Source organism: Sedimentibacter sp. MB35-C1 (assembly GCF_030913635.1).
Taxonomy (GTDB): domain Bacteria; phylum Bacillota; class Clostridia; order Tissierellales; family Sedimentibacteraceae; genus Sedimentibacter.
This window is the reverse complement of sequence record NZ_CP133188.1, coordinates 2,640,385-2,663,525: the sequence shown is the minus strand read 5'-3', so window position 1 is coordinate 2,663,525 and position 23,141 is coordinate 2,640,385. Positions and strand designations below refer to the sequence as shown.

General features: G+C 35.7%; 17 protein-coding genes and 1 other annotated feature. Of the genes, 16 read left to right on the top strand and 1 reads right to left on the bottom strand.

The window, feature by feature from the left end; genetic code table 11:
• Nucleotides 1–72 precede the first annotated feature (72 nt).
• From RBQ61_RS12725 to RBQ61_RS12710, 4 genes are all read left to right on the top strand, one after another.
• The gene (locus RBQ61_RS12725; protein ID WP_308137688.1) at nt 73–897 is read left to right on the top strand and encodes an Mrp/NBP35 family ATP-binding protein; all 825 of its coding nucleotides are present in this window, start codon (nt 73–75) and stop codon (nt 895–897) included.
• A 47-nt stretch (nt 898–944) separates the two neighbouring features.
• Nucleotides 945–1,313 carry a DUF134 domain-containing protein gene (locus RBQ61_RS12720; protein ID WP_308137687.1) on the top strand — a complete coding sequence of 123 codons (369 nt, stop codon included), beginning with the start codon at nt 945–947 and terminating at the stop codon, nt 1,311–1,313.
• Between the two features lie 117 nt (nt 1,314–1,430).
• On the top strand, nt 1,431–1,652 hold the full coding sequence (locus tag RBQ61_RS12715; protein ID WP_308137686.1) for a DUF5320 domain-containing protein: 222 nt from the start codon (nt 1,431–1,433) through the stop codon (nt 1,650–1,652).
• Nucleotides 1,653–1,678: 26 nt separating this feature from the next.
• Nucleotides 1,679–2,038, top strand: coding sequence for a NifB/NifX family molybdenum-iron cluster-binding protein (locus RBQ61_RS12710; protein ID WP_308137685.1), 360 nt, complete (start codon nt 1,679–1,681; stop codon nt 2,036–2,038).
• On the opposite strand, the gene RBQ61_RS12705 is transcribed toward RBQ61_RS12710, so the two are convergent.
• Complete coding sequence (locus tag RBQ61_RS12705; protein ID WP_308137684.1) at nt 2,035–3,186, bottom strand: YibE/F family protein; 1,152 nt, start codon at nt 3,184–3,186, stop codon at nt 2,035–2,037. The two genes, RBQ61_RS12710 and RBQ61_RS12705, sit on opposite strands and share 4 nt — an antisense overlap.
• Nucleotides 3,187–3,317: 131 nt before the next feature.
• Nucleotides 3,318–3,518, top strand: a binding site (T-box leader).
• Nucleotides 3,519–3,620: 102 nt separating this feature from the next.
• Here RBQ61_RS12705 and leuS point away from each other — a divergent pair.
• From leuS to RBQ61_RS12645, 12 genes are all read left to right on the top strand, one after another.
• A complete protein-coding gene (leuS, locus tag RBQ61_RS12700) occupies nt 3,621–6,032 on the top strand; it encodes a leucine--tRNA ligase (RefSeq protein WP_308137683.1) in 2,412 nt (803 codons plus the stop codon).
• 465 nt (nt 6,033–6,497) lie between these two features.
• Nucleotides 6,498–12,014, top strand: a complete 5,517-nt coding sequence (locus RBQ61_RS12695; RefSeq protein WP_308137682.1) for a SpaA isopeptide-forming pilin-related protein — start codon at nt 6,498–6,500, stop codon at nt 12,012–12,014.
• A 54-nt stretch (nt 12,015–12,068) separates the two neighbouring features.
• Complete coding sequence (locus RBQ61_RS12690; RefSeq protein WP_308137681.1) at nt 12,069–12,743, top strand: class D sortase; 675 nt, start codon at nt 12,069–12,071, stop codon at nt 12,741–12,743.
• A 45-nt stretch (nt 12,744–12,788) separates the two neighbouring features.
• Nucleotides 12,789–13,292, top strand: coding sequence for a GAF domain-containing protein (locus tag RBQ61_RS12685; protein WP_308137680.1), 504 nt, complete (start codon nt 12,789–12,791; stop codon nt 13,290–13,292).
• A gap of 63 nt (nt 13,293–13,355) precedes the next feature.
• Nucleotides 13,356–14,075 carry a DUF4397 domain-containing protein gene (locus RBQ61_RS12680; RefSeq protein ID WP_308137679.1) on the top strand — a complete coding sequence of 240 codons (720 nt, stop codon included), beginning with the start codon at nt 13,356–13,358 and terminating at the stop codon, nt 14,073–14,075.
• Between the two features lie 107 nt (nt 14,076–14,182).
• Entirely contained in the window at nt 14,183–14,878 is a 696-nt protein-coding gene (locus RBQ61_RS12675) for an aspartate/glutamate racemase family protein (RefSeq protein WP_308137678.1), read from the top strand.
• An 89-nt stretch (nt 14,879–14,967) separates the two neighbouring features.
• Nucleotides 14,968–15,789, top strand: coding sequence for a pur operon repressor (gene purR / locus RBQ61_RS12670; protein ID WP_308137677.1), 822 nt, complete (start codon nt 14,968–14,970; stop codon nt 15,787–15,789).
• Nucleotides 15,790–15,897: 108 nt separating this feature from the next.
• Entirely contained in the window at nt 15,898–16,188 is a 291-nt protein-coding gene (spoVG, locus tag RBQ61_RS12665; protein ID WP_213926509.1) for a septation regulator SpoVG, read from the top strand.
• Nucleotides 16,189–16,476: 288 nt separating this feature from the next.
• Nucleotides 16,477–17,847 carry a bifunctional UDP-N-acetylglucosamine diphosphorylase/glucosamine-1-phosphate N-acetyltransferase GlmU gene (glmU, locus tag RBQ61_RS12660; RefSeq protein WP_308137676.1) on the top strand — a complete coding sequence of 457 codons (1,371 nt, stop codon included), beginning with the start codon at nt 16,477–16,479 and terminating at the stop codon, nt 17,845–17,847.
• Between the two features lie 8 nt (nt 17,848–17,855).
• Entirely contained in the window at nt 17,856–18,437 is a 582-nt protein-coding gene (gene pth / locus RBQ61_RS12655) for an aminoacyl-tRNA hydrolase (RefSeq protein ID WP_308137675.1), read from the top strand.
• An 84-nt stretch (nt 18,438–18,521) separates the two neighbouring features.
• On the top strand, nt 18,522–22,034 hold the full coding sequence (mfd, locus tag RBQ61_RS12650) for a transcription-repair coupling factor (protein ID WP_308137674.1): 3,513 nt from the start codon (nt 18,522–18,524) through the stop codon (nt 22,032–22,034).
• 24 nt (nt 22,035–22,058) lie between these two features.
• On the top strand, nt 22,059–22,997 hold the full coding sequence (locus tag RBQ61_RS12645) for a peptidylprolyl isomerase (RefSeq protein ID WP_308137673.1): 939 nt from the start codon (nt 22,059–22,061) through the stop codon (nt 22,995–22,997).
• Nucleotides 22,998–23,141: the final 144 nt, after the last annotated feature.

Genomic DNA, 23,141 nt, shown 5'->3' with positions numbered 1-23,141 from the left:
AATATAATCTTTTTAATGAACATATGTTGCTAATAAAAAATACATTAGTAAATATACGACAGGAGTAAACAGATGAGTGAAAATTGTAATTCAAGCTGCAGTTCATGCAGTCAAGACTGCGACAGCAGAAAAGAGCCTTTTGATTTTATGGAAAAGCCTCATGAAATGAGCAGCATAAAGAAAGTTATAGGAGTTGTCAGTGGAAAAGGAGGAGTAGGAAAGTCTCTTGTTACCTCGATGCTTGCTGTAACAATGAAAAGAAGAAATCACAACGTTGCTGTTTTAGATGCAGATATAACAGGACCGTCAATACCAAAGGCTTTCGGTCTGAAAGAAAAAGCAAAAGGGAATGATCATGGAATACTTCCGGTAAAAAGCAAGACCGGCATTGATATAATGTCAATCAACCTTTTGCTGGCAAATGATTCAGACCCTGTAATCTGGAGAGGGCCAATAATTGCCGGAACAGTAAAGCAATTCTGGACTGAAGTTATTTGGAAGGATATAGACTATATGTTTGTCGACATGCCTCCTGGAACAGGAGATGTTCCTCTTACAGTATTTCAGTCGATTCCGGTGGACGGTATAATAGTTGTAACGTCACCTCAGGAACTGGTTTCAATGATTGTTGAAAAAGCGGTTAAGATGGCGGAAAATATGAATGTTCCTATTTTAGGAGTAATTGAAAATATGTCATATTTCAAATGTCCTGACTGCAACAGCGAACATAAAATATTTGGAAACAGCCATATTGAAGAAGTTGCTAAGAAGCATAATTTAGAAGTGCTTGCAAAGATTCCTATAGACCCTAAAGTTGCCGTATCAATTGATAAAGGATTGGTTGAACTTTGCGACGATAGTTTATTTAATGGTATTGCAGAAATTTTGGAAAAGTAATATAATTGTAGAGATACACATTAGAAATATATATTGGAGAGATAATTATGCCAAGACCAAGAAAATGGAGAAAGGTGTGCTGCCTCCCAGACTCAAGTAGATTTGGACCTCTTGATTCTCATGCTAAAGGAAACATGTTTGTAACTATGACTATTGATGAATATGAAACCATAAGACTGATTGACTTAGAGGGATTATCTCAAGAAGAGTGTGCTTCTCAGATGAATGTAGCTCGCACAACTGTACAGGGTATATACAGTGATGCAAGAAGCAAGCTTGCGGAATCTTTGGTTAAAGGAAAAGTTCTGAGAATAGAAGGCGGAGACTACGAGCTTTGCAACGGTGAAGGAAACTTCTGTAGCAATGCGTGCAGGAGGCGGCGATGTAACATCGAACATAATAAAGAAGAAGTATAGACTGCTAGCAATAGCAGTTTTTTTCTTGAAATAAATAAAAAAGTTATTGACATATGTCAATAAAGAAGTATAATATAATTATAAATGACATATGTCAATAATAAAAGGAGGGTTATCATGCCAGGAAGAGACGGAACAGGACCAGTTAACCAAGGATTTAATTATGGAAAAAGATTTTTTAGAAACGGCTACGGCAGAAGAGGCGGCTGCGGCGGTTATGGTTACGGAATTGGATGCTTTAATGGTTATAAAACTAGGAAAGAATTTCTTTTGGAACAAAAAGAAATTTTAAAAAAGAGAGTTGAAGACATTGAAGCAGAGCTACATGATTTTGATTAGTCAACAAGAAGGGTAGGAGGTATTTTATGAAAATTGCATTACCTGCAAAGAGTAAAGACATGGGTTCAGAGTTATATGAAAGTTATGGACGCGCTCCGTATTATCTCTTATATAACAGTGTAACAAAGGAAAGTGAATTTTTGGATAACAGTGCAGTTTTAAGCCAGGGAGCTTCGGGAATAAGAGCTTCACAAGTTATTGCGGATAATGGAGTCAAGGTTTTGATTACACCAAGATGTGGAGAAAATGCACAGAAAACTTTAGAAAAAGCCGAAATACTAATTTATAAGTCAGTACCCGGCTCTTTAGAACATAACATTAACGAATTTCTCTCAGATAAATTAAGTCTGTTAGATGAATTTAATTCTAGGATGTACAAGGATTAATACTTGCTAAAAATATATGCTGAAAATATGGAAGTTACGGGGATGGCAAGAAGTATCCCCATACTTCCTATGATTGCCTGCAATATTTCAAACACTATCATTTCAAGATTTATAAGCTGCAAAAAATCATTGTTATATAATACCATCAGTAGAACTATAGATAATGAACTCCCAATATAGGCCAACACTAAAGTGTTTGTCATTGTTCCAATTGAATCTTGTCCAATATTAAGTCCAGATTTTAGGAATACTTTGTAACTTTTATTTTCAATATTTTCGGAAAGCTCATTTATAGCAGAAGCTATTGACATGGAGATGTCCATAATCGCTCCTAATGAGCCTATTACAATGCTGCCCCACAGTATAGCCTTTAAATCTATAGGGTTTTCGGTATTAACCATGAAAAGGAATATGGAATCTTGGTCTATCATTCCCGTTAGGTTCAGCATTTTGCTGATTACATACGAGAGTATTCCGGCAGCAGCAAGGCCTCCTAAGTTCCCAACAATTGCGCATAAAGTCTTCTTGTGAGCGCCGTTTATGATTAACATGCTTGAAAGTATGATGAATATACAAATTGTAATTGAAGAAATATAAATGTTCTTACCGTTTAATATCGAAGGTACGAAAACAAAGAAAATGGAAAAGCAGGTTATAATTAATGATACAATCGTATTAATTCCTTTTCTTTTGCATAACAGTATGAGCAACGAAAAAAACAACGCAGCAATAATTATTAGTGAATCTGTTCTATAATATTCTATGAAAGTCCACACGTTTTTTTCAACATTTTCTCTTGAGCTAAGAAGAGATATTAAGACATCATCACCTACTTCAATTTGTTTGGGATTAATTCCGACAGCTTCGTCAATAAATTGGTAAGCTTCGACTTTATCATTACCGGAGTCATAGTTTTTTATTTGCGCAATAAATCGAATTGATTTAGTGGCCATCATTTCATATCCGTAGTCAATTTGATCTTCTTTAATCTCTTCCACAGATAGGACTTTTGCTCTGTAAGATGTCTGTTCTTTAAGGGCACTTAAATCTGATTTGTTAGAAGTGTATCCTATTAATAAAAACAAAAGTGAAAATATCAATGTAAAAATGTATATAACCGTATCTTTGTGCTTTTTTAACAGTTCCATATTTAACCTCTATTTTGAATTTACAAATGAATTTTATCATAAAATTTTTAAATAATCAATTTTTAATTGTATTTTGAAAATTAGGTGTTGCATAAGAAAATCGCTTCTGATATAATACGAAAGAAAGTGAATAATTTACTGTGACTGGAAGCATTAGGTTTGTACATACTTTTAGCGAGCTGCCGTTTGGTGCAAGGCAGCAGTATGAGAACTGAACTCGTCCATGAGTATTTGAAGCGAACAAAGTAGTTTCAAACGGATAAAACCGTTACATAATAGAGTGAGGCATATGCCTAAAATGGGTGGTACCGCGGATAGTCTTCGTCCCAGAGTGGGAGAGGGCTGTTTTTTTATTGGTCCACAATTATACTTCTTGTGAGCAGAAACAGAGAAGTTCAGATTTTTTTAAAATTAAATTGACTATGGAGGTAAAAATGAAATCATACAATCCCGGAGTAATTGAAAAAAAGTGGCAGGAAATTTGGGAAAATAAAGAAATATTCAAAGCAGAAGATAATTCTGATAAAGAGAAATTCTATGGTTTGGTAGAATTCCCGTATCCTTCTGGAGTGGGTCTGCACGTTGGGCATATTCGCGCATACACTTCTCTTGAAGTGATTTCAAGAAAGAGAAGGCTGGAAGGTTACAATGTTCTTTTCCCAATAGGATGGGATGCGTTTGGGCTTCCAACTGAAAACTATGCAATTCAGTCAGGCATACATCCAAGAGTTGTAACAGACAGAAATATTAAAGTGTTCACACAGCAGCTTAAGGCGGCAGGGTACTCTTTTGACTGGTCTAGAACTGTTGATACAACGGATCCTGAATACTATAAATGGACACAATGGATTTTTGTGCAACTATTTAAGCGCGGATTGGCATACAAAGACAAGACATATGTTAACTTCTGCAACAGCTGCAAAGTTGTTCTTGCAAATGAAGAATCTCAAAACGGAGTATGTGACAGGTGCGGCAGCGAGGTAGTGCAGCTTGAAAAAGATGTATGGTTCTTAAAAATCAGAGAATATGCCGACAAACTGTTAGATGGGCTTAATGAAGTTAATTTTCTTCCAAGAATAAGGCTTGAACAGGAAAACTGGATAGGACGTTCATATGGAGCCGAAGTGGATTTTAAACTGAAAGATACGGATGATAAGTTAAGAGTGTTTACAACCAGACCGGATACTTTGTTTGGTGTAACGTTTATGGTTATTGCACCTGAGCATCCTTTTATTGAAAAATATGCTTCAAGAATAAAGAATATGGATGAAATTCATGACTATCAGGAGCAGTCTAGAAAGAAAACAGAATTTGAAAGAGTTCAACTGGCAAAAGATAAAACCGGCGTTGAAATAAAAGGACTTACAGCTGTAAATCCGTTTTCCGGAGATGAAGTGCCTGTATGGGTTGCGGACTACGTAATGATGGGTTACGGAACAGGAGCAATAATGGGTGTTCCTGCTCATGATACAAGAGACTGGGAGTTTGCTAAGAAATTTAACATTCCTATAATTGAAGTTATTGAGGGCGGAAACGTACAGGAAGAAGCGTACACAGATGTTGACGACGGAATATTGGTTAACTCCGGCCTGTTAAACGGTCTTAGAGTTAAAGAAGCTATTGCTAAAATAATAGAATATATAAAAGAAAATAAACTAGGTGAGCCAAAAACGAATTATAAAATGAAGGACTGGGCGTTTAACAGACAAAGATATTGGGGAGAGCCTATTCCAATAATTCATTGTCCTCATTGCGGGATGGTTCCTGTTCCGGAAGATCAGCTGCCGGTTACACTGCCGGAGGTTGAAAACTATCAGCCTACAGAAACAGGAGAATCTCCGTTGGCTAATATATCTGAATGGGTTAATGTTAAGTGCCCTGTTTGCGGTAAAGATGCAAAGAGAGAAACTGACACTATGCCTCAATGGGCAGGTTCTTCATGGTACTTCCTGAGATATATAGATCCACACAATCATGATGCCATAGCCTCTAAAGAGAAATTTGATTACTGGGGACCTGTAGACTGGTATAACGGCGGAATGGAGCACGTTACAAGACACTTGATCTATTCGAGATTCTGGCATAGATTCCTTTATGACATAGGAGCAGTAACATTTAAAGAGCCGTATGCAAAACGTACAGCGCAAGGGCTGATTCTCGGTTCTGACGGTGAAAAGATGTCTAAATCAAGAGGAAATGTAATAAATCCTAATGATATAATTGGAGAGTACGGTGCAGACACGCTGAGAACATATATAATGTTTATAGGCGATTATGAAAAATATGCAATATGGAGTGACTCAAGCGTTAAAGGATGTAAAAGGTTCCTTGACAGAACGTGGAAGCTTCAGGAAATTGCAACTGAAGAAGAGGGATATTCAGAAAAGCATATTTCTCTTATGCACAAGACAATTAAAAAAGTAACAGAAGACTATGAAGCCATGAAGTACAATACAGCTATAGCTGCAATGATGAGCTTTGTTAATGAGGTAATGGCAGATAGCTATATAACAAGAGGAGAATTGAAGTCCTTTATAACTCTGTTAAACCCGGTTGCTCCACATATAACCGAAGAAATTTGGGAAGAAATGAACTTCGGAGGAATGTTAAACCGGTCAAGCTGGCCAGTTTGGGACGAAGAAAAAACAGTTGATGATGTAATTGAACTTCCTGTTCAGGTAAGTGGAAAAGTAAGAGGCAAAATTATTATTTCCAAAGATGCTGATAAGGAAACTGCAAGGAAATTGGCTGTTAGCGATGAAAATATTAATAAATATCTTGAAGGAAAAACACAAGTTAAGGAAATTTATGTTCCTGGTAAAATTTACAACATAGTTGTAAAATAAAAGCAACGCAGATAACGACATTTTTATTAATACGGCCGCTGAATACAGCGGCCTATTTTTTGTTTGCCTAATATTAACAATATTAGACCCGAAATTTTACTGGATTTTATATCGAACGGTAATTAACACTTAACTATTGATTACTATTCGGATAAAAATAATAATTTATGTTTAGGTTGTATGCATAGTGGATATAAACAATGTATTGTGACGCTTGCTATGTATTATTTTTATACGAAGATAATGCAGTGTAGCTTAAACGTTTCATATATTTAAAAATAAACATTTATGAAGCTTGGTAACAATTGTTCTATATGTTTTTTTAAAAAGATGTGTTATCGTAGTAATTGTGCTATGCATTGCATCAATTAAGATGCGCAAGCAGTACACTAAAAAATAATTATATTCTATTTATCAGCATTTATGCTTTTAAATAAAAAAACAAAAGAAAGGAGGAAATGAAAAATGGAGAGAATTAAAAGATCAAAAATTATCAGTATGGTTTTGATGTTTATGATGGTGTTTCAGCTTATGATGCCAGGCAGCTTTGCTTATGGAGATACAATTTCAGAAGAGGATTTATCTGAAGATTCTTTGCATCTGTTATCGGAAACAACAACACCACCAGCAATACAAGCAACATTAGCAGAATCTCAAAGAAATTTGGGTAATATATTTGATTTTGTCTCGATGACAATTGATGGTACGCCTATTAATGATGAAGATATCATAAAAATAGATGACGGTACTGTAGTACAGGTAAGATATACTTGGGACACAGAAGGTGTTGATCCGAAGGCACAAGCAGGAGATATAGCAACGATCCGGCTTTCCGATGCATTTGAAATGGTTGATGTTTCCGGAGAGAATATAATAGTTGATGGAACAATTGTAGGGACCTACAGCATTAGTGGTGGGGAATTAAAGTTTGAATTCAATGAAAATATTGAAAAAGACAATGTCAAAAATGGTTATGTTGATCTTGGTTTAGAATTCAACTTGGAAAAATTCCAAGAAAATATTGTGCAAGAAATTCCATTTCATGATGGCAGCGATAATAATATTACAGTAATAGCACGACCCACGGGAACAGTAAGCAGTATTGATAAGGAGGGGCATCCTGACAGTCAAGAGAATGCAAGAGAAATAACTTGGACAATTGATGTAATCAATACCAATGATGAATTAATAACAGAAGCGACATTAGAGGATACTATTCCAGTAGGATTAGGAGCTGCCAGAGATTTTAAGATTAATGTTTTAAATATTGGCCTTAATGGAAATATAACTCCCGGAGCGGAAGCTTCACTTCCAATTCCAACCGGTTTTCCAATCGACTTAGGTACTATGGCACCTTTTATCGGCTATAGGGTTCAATTTACAACGGACATTGAAGATTACACGGCAGAGTCCTTTACCAACAATGCAGCTTTTAAATATGGTGAAACAAGTTTGCCGGCAGGTGCAACAGTATGGGGGTTGACAAGAAGTAATCCGATTGAAAAGAACGGACAAATTCTAACAAGCGCCGAAACTGATACCATAAGATGGACAATTGATGTCAACAAAAATGGACAAGAGATTACAGATGCCAGTGTAGAAGAGAAGTTGCCAGACGGATTAACTATAGTGGAAGATAGCATCCAAGTTATTAAAATTACCCAAAATGGTGATAAATGGGATGAAGGCGATTCTCATCCTGATGAAGATTCACTTGCTGGATTCCCTATGAACTTAGGAAATTTAACATCTGATGATGCCTATAGAATCATATTTGATACAACGGTTGATTGGAGCGAAGTAAATAATGGCGATTATCTAAAGGATAATGGGTTTACCAACGAAGCAACGCTCTATGATGGCGCCGACAAATTAAATGATGATGACGCAACAGTTACCTTTAACAGAGATCCGATTCTTGAAAAAGTAGGAGTAGACAATGTTGATTATAACAACAAAACTATTACTTGGACAGTAACTGTTAATAAGGCAAAGCATCCGTTAGGTACTGTAACAGTAACAGATACGCTACCAAAAGGATTATCCCTTGATGAAGAAACTGTTAAGATCATAGGAGACGAGAGCCCTGATTTCGCTGGTATAACTCCTAGCATAGATACTACAAATGGTGGAGCAAATGATGGGAAAACTTTGCTGACAATTATGTTACCGAATGTTGGGACAGAAACCATTACTATTAAATACACAACGGAAATCACAGATTTTACAATTAATAGCTTTATAAACAGTGTTGGAATAACTGGCGATGGTGTTGGTGAAGGCGGAAGCTCTAGAGAGGTTAAAATAAATCCAAAAGCAAATACATATACGAAGAGTTTTTTGGGGATTGATTACAGTAAAAAGACAATCAACTGGCGTTTGAATGTTAATCCAGTAAGAGAGGATATCCAATCTGGATTTGTTATAACAGATACATTCCCCAATAACGGACTGATTCTGTTGCCGGATACAATAAAGGTTACTTTAGGTGGAGCAGAACTTGATAGTTCTGCGTACACATTGGCTCCGATTGGCGATGGTTACCACAATGGATTTACAATTACCTTTAACCCAGCAATAGCTGGCGGTAAGCTGGTAGTTACTTATACCACCTCTTATGACCCTCAAAAAGAAGTAGAAGGCTATTCCTTGATTCCTCATTCTAACGAAGATGACAAAAAAACTTACATAAACAAAGCTGAATTTGATGGAAAAACAGGTAACGGACATACAATTGATGCAGAAGACGACGCAAAAACAACTGTAAGAACAGACTCTTGGAACAGTGGTAAAAAAGAAGGAAAATTAAAACACTTTAATGATAAAGGAGTTATGGATGACGGTTGGGTAAGCGGGGCTGAAAGAAAAATTTTATGGCAGCTATACATTAACTATCAAGGACTAGATCTTGGAACAGGCGTTAAAGTGGCAGATACTTTAGCTTATACAGGAGATATTGACGAAGATAGTATTCGAGTAATTGGGTATAATGTTAAGATCAATGGAGAAACGGAATTTAATAATACTGAACTGGATTCTAGTAAATACACAGTAGATACCACCACGGGTAGCGCATTTACTTTAACTTTTGCAGATAGTTTTGTGGTAGATAAAAGATATGCAATAGAATTTACAACATCAGTGCCTGATATTTCAGCAGGAATCTACACCAACAACGCAAAAGTTACAGTCGGCGGTGTAGACTATCCTTATTCTGCAACTGTTAATTATGATAAGTACAATACTTTCTTAGACAAAAGTGCATTAGTGGCAGCAGATAATAAAGTGTTTACAGGTGATGAGGTCGATTGGGAAGTTAAAGTGAACGAAAGTTTATCCATAATTAAAAACGCTGTTATTACAGATACAATCAGTGCAGGGCATGTCTATGTAGACGGTAGCCTTGAAATCTTTAGACTACAAGATCCAGATGAGGCTCTAGTAGAGGGAACAGACTATACCCTTGCTGTAAGCACAACAGACAATGAAGAAAATGTTCTAACGGTTGAATTGAAGGATGATTTAAAGGATACCTTAATCTTAAAATATAAAACCGTGGTAACAACAACAAGCGGCGAAATAAGCAATTCAATCTTATTGGAAGGGAATACTGTAGAGAATGTCACCAAAGAATCAGATAAATTAACAGCAAGGCAATTTTCCAGCGTAGGCGGAGAATGGGCATCTAACAGAGGAGCGTTAAGAGTAACTAAAGTAGATGCAGAGACAGGTGAAGTCATCACAAATAATGAAGCAAGATTTACGCTATGGTACGAATTAAATAACAATAGGGTAGAATTTACCCAAGAGGAACCTTTTGTAACAGTAAATGGCGTTTTGGGTATAGGAAACTTACCACTTAGAACCTATTACCTAAGAGAGGCGGCAGCGCCAAATGGATATGTTCTACTCGATGGAGAAGATGATGAAATAGAAATCGTAGTGGATACTGCATATGATGACAATGAAGAAAATATTGTACCGGTTACTTTTGAAAACACCAAAGAAAAAATTGACGTTACCGGCATTAAAGAATGGGATGGCGGACCAAGCCCTAGACCAGCAGTATGGTTTAAACTGCACAGACAATTACCGGGCGGAGAGTTAGAAGAAGTACCGGGAACAGAAATTAAAAAACTAGAAAATGGAACAACAGAAGTAATCTGGGAAGCCTTAGATAAAACTAATATTGATGGTGTGGACTACATATATTCTGTTAAAGAAGTAGATTCAGAAGGCAATGATTTTACTCCTGAAAACTATGTAAAAGCAGAGAATGGATTAACAGTAACAAACCATTATGTCAGCCCAACAGATGCAAGTGCAAGGGCAGTGAAAGTATGGACCGGAGAACCGGAAGGCAGAACAGTAGAAAGACCAGCAGTGTGGTTTGAACTTTATAGACACGTAGAAGGCGGGGAGCCGGAAGCAGTGCAAGAAGCTGAAATTAAAGAACTGGCAGCCGGAACAACAGAAGTTGTTTGGACTGGACTTACCAAGACTGATGTTGCTGGCAAAGAATATATCTTTTCGGTACAGGAAGTAGATGCAGAAGGTAATGATTTTGCACCGGAAAACTACGAAAAATTCGAAGACGGCCTAACAGTAACCAACACTTATACAAAGAAAGATGTAACTGCTACAAAAGTATGGAGCGGCGGACCTTCTTCAAGGCCTACAATTTGGCTTGAATTATATCGACAGATTGAAGGTGGAGAATTAGAAAAAGCAGATGTTGAAATTAAAGAATTGCCAAGCGGAACAGAAGAAGCGACTTGGGAAGATGTAGACAAAACAGATGAAAATGGCAATGTATATATCTATTCAGTAAAAGAAGTAGATGAAGATGGCAATGATTTTGTTCCAAGTGGATACAGAAAATCCGAAGATGGTCTAACAGTAACAAATACCAAAAAATCATCAGGCGGTGGCGAAGTAACTCCGCTTTATGGAAAGGTTGTAGTTAAGAAAACCGATGAGGATAAAAAGGTTCTTTCCGGAGCAGAGTTTACACTGTATGATGAAGACGGAAAAGTTGTTGACAAAGGAGTTACAGGATCTAACGGAACAATATCCTTTGAGGAGTTGGAACCTGGAGAATATGTTCTGAAGGAAACTAAGGCTCCTGAGGGATATGTTTTGGAAGAGAATGAAACTGAAGTTTCAATCAACGGCTCTGTTACCAGGACATACACATTCACTAACAAGAAAGAAGAACCTGAGAAGCCAGGCAGCATTGAAATAATCAAGACTGATGAAGAAGGAAAACTTCTTTCAGGTGCATGGTTCAGTCTGATTGACGAAAACGGCTCTACTTTGCAGAATGTTGAAACTTCTGATGGACGCGCCGTATTTGAAGATGTACCTGCTGGAAGGTATACGGTAAAGGAAGTTCAGGCTCCAGAAGGATATGAACTGAGTAACAAGACAATTTCAGTTACTGTTAATAGCGACAAGACTATTGAGTTAAGCTTTATAAACAAACTTGAAGGAACACCTGATGTACCAGTTCCGGCTGAAACTGTTGGAAATATTTCAATTATTAAGGTAGACGAAAATTCCATGGCTCTACCGGGAGCGGAGTTTACACTATATGATGAGAATAATCGAATTATAGAAACTGCCGTATCAGACGAAAGCGGAAGAGTTATGTTTGAGAACCTTAAGAATGGGAAATATACCGTAAAAGAAACAAAGGCTCCAGAAGGATATGAAATTGTAGATGAACCTATGAACATTGATGTTACTGGAGATAAGACATACAGCTACAGATTTAGGAATGTACCTTCTTCTGTTCTAATAGAGGATCCTAATGTACCGATGGGATGGGAAACAATAGATGACCCAGACGTGCCTCAGGATACTGTGGATACACTGCCTAATACAGGCTCGTTTTTAAACACTTGGCTTTTAATGGTCATAGGGTTAATGATGATACTAGCCGGAGCGGTACTATACTTCAGAAGAAGAGTTACTAATTAGATTAATTTAGGAGAGGGGCGGTTTTGCTCCTCTCTATTTTTAGAGGATGATGGTATGCTAAAAAAATATTTGTCTTATATATTAATTATTACAGGAATAGCAATTATATCAATCGCATTATATCAAAAAATAAGTACATCTTATTATCAAAAGAAACTTGTCGAGGAGTATGACAGGCATATTAGCATGCTAAATTCTGATGTAAATGAAGAGTCGGAGGTTGTTCAGTCTGAAGTGGAGATACCTGGTGAGGAAATAAAACAGGAGTCAAGGGAAGAGCATGTTGAGGAAGTTCATGAAGAAAAAAGCCCCGTTGAAAAATATCTTGAGGGAAAAGAAATAAGCGGAATAATAGAAATTCCAAAATTGAATGTAAAATCGGCAATACTTGAAGGTACAGATGACAGCGCTCTGAAATATACGGTTGGACATTATCCGGAAACAGCAAATCCAGGTGAAAAGAGGAACTGCGTTCTTTTGGGGCACAGGAATTACGTATATGGTCATTTTTTCAGAAGAATTGACGAGCTGGAGCCTGGAGATCAAGTTATACTGAAGAAAGACGCAGAGACATACACCTATATTGTAACGGAATCTTTTGTAGTCAGCCCGGAAGAGGTATGGGTTCTAGATAACACGGAGGATGCCACAGTAACTATGATTACTTGCACACCTATGATAACATATACGGACAGACTTATTGTCAGAGGAGTTCTTTCAGATAAGTAAAATATACGAAGGAGAAATCAATAGCGCAGCTATTGAAAAAGCATTATGAATAATATAGAAAAAATTAATTTTGAATCAGAAGATAAGTTATATAGCTACATTAATTTGAAGCTTACAGCTTTAATATGTGATGAACCTGACTGGCTTGCAAACTTGTCTAATGCCGGTGCAGTTCTTTGGCTGCTGCTTGATAATATTAATTGGGCAGGATTTTACCTGTATAAAAACGATGAGCTTGTTCTCGGACCTTTTCAGGGAAAGCCGGCATGCACGCATATAAAACTTGGAAAAGGAGTATGCGGCACAGCGGCAGATAAGAAAGAGACACAGCTTGTTAAAAATGTACATGAATTTCCGGGGCACATAGCTTGCGATTCGAATTCAAATTCTGAGATAGTGATTCCTATTGTTAAAGGAAGCAGGCTGGTTGGAGTGCTGGATATTGACAGTCCTGTTATAAACAGGTTTAATGAAAACGATAGGCGGTATTTGGAGAAATTTGTGTCGTTAATTGTAAAATATGTTGATTTTCCCGAAAGCTTCGTTTAACCATTTTATTGAACGTTTAACATTCCTTTTCATATAATATTACATAAGAAAAGGGGTGAATTAATGAATAATTTTAACAATGTATATAACAATCCGTATTCTACATATCCTCAATGGAAAAACAACATGGATTACAAGAATCAAATATATAATCAAGCGATCAATTGTTACTGCAAAAAATCTTATTTAAGAATACTTAACACATATGATAAGGCTCTTGATGTCCAAGTTAATGAAATAATTATGGCAGAAGGTCTAAAAAGAGGTAATTTTACAAGATATGTGCAATTTACACCTGGGGTTTATAATGTGAAAATTTTTGAATCCGGTGAACCAAAAAAATTAATCTTTGAATCGGCTATAGACATAGAACGAAACCTTGTTTATACAGGAGCCATAGCTGAAGACGATAGAGACCCCGCTGATATAAGTGTATTAATGATTCCTGAAGCAAAGCAAAAATCAATTCCGGGGAAAATGGCGGCAGTCCGATTAATAAACCTTGCATCTAATGCACCGGACTTTGAGCTGGCAGCATCGGATAAAACTATACTGTTTTCCGGAGTAAACTTTGGCGATGCTTCAAATAATGTAGGAATACCTTCAGGGAGGTATACAATTACATTGAGAGAAAAATCAAATAAAAAGGATGTAAAAACACTTAATGTAGATTTTGCTCCAAGAATGCACTACACATTGTTCGTGTCAGGCAAGTATTGTGATGATTCAGACATTGATATAATAATACCTGAGGATGGAGTTAATTATTTAGAATTGTGCTAAGGTAAGTTGCGAGCATATGCAAGTTCATATGCTCATTTTTTTGTTGTTACTGCATTTCCTGTGTGATATAATTTAGTAGATTATTTTTATTATTATTGAGGTGTAAAATGAAAACTATAGGAATAATAGGTGGAATGGGACCTCTTGCTACAGTGGACCTGTACCATCGCATAGTATTGAGAACAAAAGCAGCTACTGATCAGGAGCATATACATGTAATTATTGACGGAAACACCGATATACCTGACAGAACAAAAGCAATAATTTCAGATGGCAAAAGCCCTACAGAAGAACTTATAAAATCTGCCAGGAAGCTGGAACAGGCCGGTGCAGATTTTTTAATAATGCCTTGCAATACAGCACATTATTATGTGGATGTAATCAAACAAAGCGTAAATATACCATTTGTGAACATGCTTGAAGAAACTACTAAGTATACTTTGAATAAATACGGAAAAGAAGCTGTTATCGGTATCCTTGCCACAGATGGCACCATAAAGTCAAAAATTTATGAAAATTATTATGCAAAGGTTGGAATTAAAACGGTGATTCCTGAAAAAACTCAGGAAAAAATAATGAAGTTCATATATGATGTTATCAAAAAAGGAAATTATGAAGAAGGGACTGCGCTTCTATTTGAATGCCTTGAGGAATTAAAGGAAAAAAAAGCAGATGCATTTCTTTTGGGATGTACAGAATTATCATCAGCACAATATATGTACAAGTTTGATGGAAATTTTATTAACCCTATGGAGGTGCTTACAGAAGCATCGATACTATATGCAGGTGGAGAGTTGAATTAATTTTAGGAATGATAAAATATTTTATTTAGCATCTTGAAAATTGCGAACGATTATTATATAATCAATTAAAACATTCGGACGGGGTTACTATGAAAAAATATAAAAGAAACCAAAGAATCGGTGCATTGATGAAAATATTCGCCGAAAAACCAAATTTCATTTTTTCTTACAACTATTTTTCAGAAATTTTCAATGCTGCTAAATCGACAATAAGTGAAGATGTTGCAATAGTAAAAGAATTAGTTTCAGAACTTGATTACGGTAAAATAGAGACTATCTCGGGAGCAGCAGGCGGTGCTGTCTTTATACCTGTAATGGGAATGAAAGAAAAAACAGACATACTTGATAACTTGTGCGAGATGTTTTCGCATAAAAATAGAATACTTTCTGGGGGTTTCATATATATGACGGATATTTTCAATAACCCCGGAGTTGTTACAAACATTGCAAAAGTTATATCCTCGGAATTTTCCAATAAAAAGATAGACTGCATAATAACTGTTGAAACAAAGGGTATACCGGCTGCTATATTGACGGGACAAAAGCTTAATGTGCCTGTTGCAGTCATAAGAAGAAATAACAAAGTAACCGAAGGAGCAACGGTAAGTATTAATTATGTATCCGGCTCTTCAAATAATATCCAGACAATGTCTTTATCAAAACGATCATTGAAGGAAAATTCAAGAGTGCTGATAGTGGACGACTTCATGAAAGGAGGAGGGACATGCAAGGGCATGGCCGACATGATGAGAGAATTCAATGCGGAAGTTGTGGGTACTGCTGTTGTCATCGAAACAAAGGAACCTGAAAAGAAATTGGTTGATAATTATTTGTCCCTTCTTGTGTTAAATGGTATAAATGAAAAGGAAGGAATTATTGATATAACCCCTAACAGTAAATTGTTAAAATAATTTCACATTTTTTTCCACAAAAATGAAAATGTTTTTTTGCTTTTTTCTTTTTATTATAGTATAATAGAAGAAAGTGGACATAATCTTTTGGGGGAAGGTGGTGACAACATGAAAATTTCGGACGTTAGAGTCAGAAAAATTAATTCAGAGGGTAAGATGAAGGCAATCGTTTCCGTTACTTTTGATGATTGCTTTGTGGTACATGACATTAAAATTATTGAAGGACAAGAAGGCTTGTTCATAGCTATGCCAAGTAGAAAAATGCCGGATGGAGAGTTTAAAGATATAGCTCATCCAATTAATTCTGAAACAAGAAACCTTGTTGCAGATGCTGTTTTTAAGGCTTATGAAGAAAAGCGCTTAGAAGAAAGCGAAAGTGCAGAAGCTGCTCTTCTATAGCGCCACGACTGATGATTGAATAATCAACAGTTTCCGGGTCTTTTATAAGACCCTTTTATTATGAAATTTTTTGACTTAATTATTAATATGTAATATATTTTTAATTATACCAATTATTATATGAGTTCAATATCTTATGCTTAAACACTTTAAAAATTTTAAGCAAAGATTATTTTATAAGTGAAAATTCGTTGATATTTCAGATTTGTTATCTATTTTTTCATTTTTATTTACTTTTCGAATAATATGTACTATAATAGCAAAGTATTACGAACAAGGAGAAAATATATGGGCATGTCAATTATTTTAGCAGCCGGTGAGGGAACGAGAATGAAATCAAATATTCCGAAAACCTTACACAAAGTTTGCGGTAAAGAGATGATCAGGTACGTTGTGGATGCTGCTAAAAATTCAGGAATAGAAAAAAATGTTGTTGTATTGGGTCATGGTAAAGAAAAAGTTGGACATAATATAGAGGATATGAATGTTGTTACAGTGGAACAACCTATTGGAGAAGGGGCGCCTTACGGAACAGGCTTTGCCGTTATGTCTGCTGTGGAATACATTGATGACGATGACACGGTCGTAATTTTAGTTGGAGACGGGCCGCTTATAAGAAGCGAAACTCTTGTGTCATTTATGAAGTATCATGAAGACAATGGCTATGCAGCATCGGTTATGACTTCGCATCTGGAGAATCCTAAAGGATATGGTAGAATAGTAAGAAATAACGATTTATCAATAATGAATATTGTTGAAGAAAAGGATGCTTCAGAGGAAATAAAGAAAATAAACGAAATTAACACAGGAATTTACTGCTTCAGTGGAAATATGCTTAAAAGCGCATTGCAAAAAATTGACACAAATAATTCACAGGGAGAGTATTATCTTACCGATACAATTAAGGTTTTGAATACAGAAGGTCATAAAATAGGCGGATGGTTACTAGAACATTCAACTGATATAAAAGCAGTGAACGATAGGGTACAGCTTGCTGAGGTAAATAAGATAATGCAGGAAAGAATAAATAAAAAGCTAATGCTCTCAGGAGTTTCCTTTATAGATCCTGAGCACACATATATAGCAGATACGGTTAAAATAGGAGCAGATACGGTAGTATACCCCGGAAGTATGTTGGAAGGAAGTACAGTAATTGGATCAAACTGCACTATAGGGCCTAATGCCAGAATAATAGATTCTGCTTTGAAAAATAATGTGACAGTTGAAAGTTCAAAAGTAATTGAATCAATTATAGATGAGGGATCAACTGTGGGGCCTTTTGCATATTTAAGACCGGGCACAGTCTTGGGTAAAAATGTCAAAATTGGCGATTTTGTAGAAGTTAAGAAGTCAACAATAGGAGATAACTCTAAATCTTCACATTTATCATACATAGGAGACGCTACAGTAGGAAAGAATGTAAATATAGGATGTGGTGTGGTATTTGTGAATTATGACGGAAAAAGCAAGCATCAAACAATTGTTGGGGATGGAGCTTTTGTAGGTAGCAATTCAAATCTTGTTGCTCCGGTAACAGTGCAGCAGGGAGGATATGTAGCTTGCGGCTCTACAATAACTGATGACGTTGAAGAAGGAGATCTGGCTATAGCAAGGGCTAGGCAGGTTAATAAAAAGGGTTTGGGGAAAAACAGATATTAGAGGTAAATATGTATATAATTGCAGGACTTGGCAATCCCGGTAAGGAATATACAGGAACCAGACATAATGTAGGTTATGATACATTAGATTGTTTGGCAGAAAAGTATGATGTAAAGTTGAATAAACTTAAATTTAACTCCGTTTATGGCGAAACTTTCATAAACGGAGAAAAAGTTATGCTTGTAAAACCTGTTACATATATGAATAGAAGCGGAATTGCTATTGATGAAATAATAAAATTTTATAAAATACCCGTAGATAACTTGATTGTAATTTATGATGATATAGATATACCTGTGGGAACCCTGAGAATCAGACCACATGGAAGTCCGGGAACGCATAATGGTATGAAATCTATCATTAACCATGTAGGAGAAAATTTCCCGCGTATACGTGTAGGAATCGGAAGAAATCCTGATATTGATTTGGCTGATTATGTTCTCCAAAAATTTGGCAGAGATGAATCGGATAAAATTAGGATGATAATGGAGAAAGCTGCTGAAGCAGCAATAGAAATTATTGAGAAAAACATAGATGCAGCAATGCAGAAATATAACATAAAAGCGACAGGTGAGCAGCTTCGGGATTAGAAGTGACATGACTTATGTCGGAACCGAATGAAATGTTCGGAAAGTCGGCATAATGATGTAAACTTTGTGCTAAAAAGGATAGTCATGAACAAAATTTTGTTTGAGCAGTTTCAAAAAACAGAAAAATTTAATAAGATAATTGAAAACTATAAAAATGGAAAAAGTCAGCAGGTTCAGGGGATTAATGAAGAAAGCATGGCGTTTTTGGTGTGTAATTTATTGGAAGCCGCTGCTGATAAGATACTTGTTATAACTTCCAGCGAATCAAAATCAAGAAAGTACGAGGAAGAAATAAAAGCCTTTACAGACAATGCGGGAAGATTTCATCCTAAGGAATTTATATTGTACAATGTAGATGCATTAAGCAAAGATGTAGAATATAAAAGATCATACTTGCTCGATAAAATCCTTAATTTAAAAAAATGTGCTGTTACCGCATCTATAAATTCTATCGTAACAAGAGTTATGCCTAAAGATAGATTTAAGGATTCTATAATAGTATTAAAATATGGCAACTGCTATGATATGAATGAGCTCAAAAAAAATCTTATAAATCTTAAGTATGAAAGAGTTGATGCAATAGAAGGTGTAGGACAGTTTTCCATAAGAGGAGGAATAGTTGATATATTTTCTCCGTCAGAATCTAATCCTGTTAGAATTGAATTTTTTGATGATGAAATTGATTCAATACGTTCAGTAGATTTAAAAACACAGAGATCTGTTAAAAATTTGAAATCTGTTAGAATAATACCTTGCAGTGACTTACTGTTCAATAAGGATGAAATTGACAGCATGCTTACTGAGATAGACATGGACTATCAAAGCAGGATGGATAAGATAAAAAATCTGTCTGAGTCAAAAGAAGTACAGAAAAAACTCAGAAGTATGTACAACGCTTACAGAGACAAAATGAAAGAAGGATTATCAATAGAGAATTCCGATCTATTGGTTCCTTTCCTGAAAGACAGCTTTGTAAGTGTGCTTGATTATTTCGGTGAGGATTTCATACTTATAGTTGATGAACCGGAAAGAGTATTCGAAGAATTAGGATCCTTGAATGACAGCTATGAATTGAAGTTCAGCGAATTGTTTGAAAAGGGCGAGATTTTTACAAAACAAAGTTGCGTTTTTATTAGTGAACAAGAATTAAAGGCAAAGCTTACAGAAACTCCTTTTGTGTCTGTAAATGGAAGGGATAAGATTTTCAAAGCAGAAGAATCTGTTTCGCTGCAGTTTAAAGAAGCTCCATATTATTATGGTAAGATGGAGGATCTGTCTAAGGATTTAAACAGATTGAAATATAAAGGCTACAAGATTGCCATAGTGCTTTCAAGCAATGAAGGATGCTTGAAACTTCATAATCTATTAAATGATTATGAATGCACAACGACTCTGTCCAAGACCGCAAATGTCGCTGCCGAAAGCGGACAAGTGATAATAATGCCTGGAAAAGTCAAAAAAGGCTTTGAATACTACGATAATAAAATACTTATATTAACCGAAAATGAAGTTTTTGGCAGCCTGAGGAAAAAACCTAAAAAGGCTAAAAAAAGAAAAGGGTCAAAAATTGAAATTTTTACGGATCTTAAAGTAGGAGATTTTGTAGTTCATGAGCACCACGGAATCGGACAGTACATCGGAATTGAGAAAATTGATGTTCAAAACATTAAAAAAGATTATTTGTGTATAAAGTACAAAGGCGAAGATAAGCTTTATGTACCTGTAGATCAGATGTCTTTGATTCAAAAATATATCGGTTCGGACTCTGAAAAACCGAAGCTTAACAAAATGGGAAGCGTTGAATGGGTTAAAACCAAGGAACGCACAAAAGCTGCAATAGAGAACATGGCAGCTGAACTTGTTAAGCTTTATGCTCAGCGAAAAGTAGTCAAAGGACATGCGTTTTCGTCTGATACAGAATGGCAGAAGGAATTTGAATATAAATTTCCTTTCCAGGAAACAGATGACCAGCTGAGATGTACAAAAGAGATCAAGAAAGATATGGAAAGGCCTGTTTGTATGGACAGACTTCTTTGCGGTGATGTTGGATTTGGGAAAACAGAAGTTGCAATGAGGGCTGCATTTAAAGCGGTAATGGATTCAAAGCAGGTGGCAATACTCGTGCCTACAACTATATTGGCGCAGCAGCACTATGCAAATATAGTAGATAGGTTTAGGGGATATCCTGTTAAGGTAGAAATGCTTTCCAGGTTCAGAACGCCTTATCAGCAGGTAAAGGTAATCAATGATTTGAACAAGGGACTTGTTGACATTGTTGTAGGCACGCACAAACTTCTTTCAAAAGATCTTAAGTTCAAAGATCTCGGGCTGCTTATAATAGATGAAGAACAGAGATTCGGCGTTAAGCACAAGGAGCTTATTAAGCAGCTTAAGACAAATATAGATGTATTAACACTATCAGCTACACCGATTCCAAGAACTCTTCATATGTCTATGATTGGTGTTAGAGATATGAGTATTATTTCTGAACCGCCAGGAGATAGGCTGCCTATTCAGACATATGTAATGGAATATAATGATGGAATTATAAAAGATTCTATAGAAAAGGAAATTTCAAGAGGCGGTCAAGTTTACTATGTGCATAATAGAGTAATTGATATTGACAGCGCTGCTTCAAAGCTTCAGAAACTTGTTCCAAATGCCAGAATTGCTGTAGCTCATGGGCAGATGAGCGAACGTCACCTTGAAAATATAATGCTTGAATTTGTTAATAAAGAATATGATATATTGATGTGCACAACCATTATTGAGACAGGAATGGACATTCCTAATGCAAATACTTTGATAATTGATAATGCAGATCATTTGGGGCTTTCCCAGCTTTATCAGCTGCGAGGAAGAATAGGAAGATCAAACAAGGTTGCCTTTGCCTATTTGACATATGAAAAGGATAAAATGCTTTCTGAAGTAGCTGACAAAAGACTTAAGGCAATTAAGGAATTCACAGAATTTGGATCGGGATTTAAAATTGCCATGAGGGATTTAGAAATAAGGGGATGCGGAAACATATTAGGATCGGAGCAGCATGGGCATATGCTTGCAATAGGCTACGATTTGTATGTTAAATTCCTTGACAGGGCAGTTAAAGAACTTCAGGGCAAGAGTTATGAGGATGAGGATATTGAGACCTCTGTAGACATAAGTGTTGATGGATACATACCGTCAACCTATATTGAGAATGAAGAGCAGAAAATTGAGATATACAAAAAAATAGCAGCAGCTTCAAGTAAAGATGATATATATGATATCACAGAAGAAATTATAGATAGATTTGGAAACACACCGGTACAAGTAGACAACCTGATGAAAATTTCTTATATCAAATCTCTTTGCAAAAAGCTGCATGTAAAATCAATTGCGCAGGCAGGTTTTATTGTAAACATAGAGTTAACTTCCGGCAACGATCTGAGTCAGGACATAATAGGTTTCTTAATTGAAAATTACAATACAAAAATAAAATTTGACGTTTCAAGAGAGCCTGTTATTAAATATAGATTAGATTCTACAGAACAATTGAAAATTCTGGAGGAACTTGAAAAATTCTTTGAAATATTAATTAATTATAAGCAGGTTTAAAAGAATCTGCCAGGGAGGAAAAATATGAATAAATTGAAACAAGCATTAGCACTGACTCTTGCTTTAACAATGGTTTTATCAGTTACTGCATGTAAGCAGGAAAGCACTGATACAGTTGAAGAAGGTATAAAAGCTAAAGTCAACGACAAAGTTATTACTCAGGAAGAATATGATGAGAATCTGTCAGTATATAAAAAAATGGCAGAAAATCAATATGGAGCGGATGCGTGGGAGCAGGAGATTTCCGAAGGTCAGACAATGGGGAGCTATTATGAAAGCACTTTGTTAGATCAACTTATTATGGATCTTTTGTTGGTTGAAGCAGCAGAAAAAGAAGGAATTACTATTTCTGAAGAAGAACTTAAAGGTGAGCTTGATAACTTTAAAGCATACCTAGATACTGATGAACAATATCAGCAGTTTCTTGAAAACTATGGAATGACGGAAGAATATCTTAAAGAATCATTGAAAAAAGAATTCCTGATAAATCATTATCTTGCATTGAAGATTGAAAACTTACAGCCTACGGATGAAGAGCTTCAAACATTGTTTAATGATTTAAAAATGAATATAAAGATAAAAGCAAGCCATATACTTGTTAATACAGAGGATGAAGCTAAGAATGTTGTTGAAAGACTTAACAATGGCGAAAATTTTGAGGACCTGGCTACGGAACTATCTTTAGATACAGTAAGCGCGGCTAACGGAGGAGACTTGGATTATTTCGAATATACTGATATGGTTCAGCCATTTTCAGAGGCAGCATTCTCTATGGAAATCGGAGAAATAAGCGAGCCAGTGAAATCAGACTTCGGTTATCATATTATTAAAGTGAATGACAAAATTGTAGATGATGAAATTACTGTAGAAACAGAAAAAACAGCTTTGACAGAATACTATAAATCATTTAAATATGAAGAGCTTCTTGAGAAATTAAAAAGCGAAGCAACAATTACAGAATAATTAATATTTTATTAATTACTTCTAAATAATGTTAGAAGGTGTAAAAAAATGTTGCTATTCATAAAAGTATCAATTATAATGTAAATGATATTTCCAATAATATCCGTAAACTAATCAGGATAAAATCTATTAAAGTGTAAATAA

Coding starts and splice junctions, on each gene's coding strand:
- RBQ61_RS12725 (WP_308137688.1), top strand. CDS start 73: ATGAGTGAAAATTGTAATTCAAGCTGCAGTTCATGCAGTCAAGACTGC.
- RBQ61_RS12720 (WP_308137687.1), top strand. CDS start 945: ATGCCAAGACCAAGAAAATGGAGAAAGGTGTGCTGCCTCCCAGACTCA.
- RBQ61_RS12715 (WP_308137686.1), top strand. CDS start 1,431: ATGCCAGGAAGAGACGGAACAGGACCAGTTAACCAAGGATTTAATTAT.
- RBQ61_RS12710 (WP_308137685.1), top strand. CDS start 1,679: ATGAAAATTGCATTACCTGCAAAGAGTAAAGACATGGGTTCAGAGTTA.
- RBQ61_RS12705 (WP_308137684.1), bottom strand. CDS start 3,186: ATGGAACTGTTAAAAAAGCACAAAGATACGGTTATATACATTTTTACA.
- leuS (WP_308137683.1), top strand. CDS start 3,621: ATGAAATCATACAATCCCGGAGTAATTGAAAAAAAGTGGCAGGAAATT.
- RBQ61_RS12695 (WP_308137682.1), top strand. CDS start 6,498: ATGGAGAGAATTAAAAGATCAAAAATTATCAGTATGGTTTTGATGTTT.
- RBQ61_RS12690 (WP_308137681.1), top strand. CDS start 12,069: ATGCTAAAAAAATATTTGTCTTATATATTAATTATTACAGGAATAGCA.
- RBQ61_RS12685 (WP_308137680.1), top strand. CDS start 12,789: ATGAATAATATAGAAAAAATTAATTTTGAATCAGAAGATAAGTTATAT.
- RBQ61_RS12680 (WP_308137679.1), top strand. CDS start 13,356: ATGAATAATTTTAACAATGTATATAACAATCCGTATTCTACATATCCT.
- RBQ61_RS12675 (WP_308137678.1), top strand. CDS start 14,183: ATGAAAACTATAGGAATAATAGGTGGAATGGGACCTCTTGCTACAGTG.
- purR (WP_308137677.1), top strand. CDS start 14,968: ATGAAAAAATATAAAAGAAACCAAAGAATCGGTGCATTGATGAAAATA.
- spoVG (WP_213926509.1), top strand. CDS start 15,898: ATGAAAATTTCGGACGTTAGAGTCAGAAAAATTAATTCAGAGGGTAAG.
- glmU (WP_308137676.1), top strand. CDS start 16,477: ATGGGCATGTCAATTATTTTAGCAGCCGGTGAGGGAACGAGAATGAAA.
- pth (WP_308137675.1), top strand. CDS start 17,856: ATGTATATAATTGCAGGACTTGGCAATCCCGGTAAGGAATATACAGGA.
- mfd (WP_308137674.1), top strand. CDS start 18,522: ATGAACAAAATTTTGTTTGAGCAGTTTCAAAAAACAGAAAAATTTAAT.
- RBQ61_RS12645 (WP_308137673.1), top strand. CDS start 22,059: ATGAATAAATTGAAACAAGCATTAGCACTGACTCTTGCTTTAACAATG.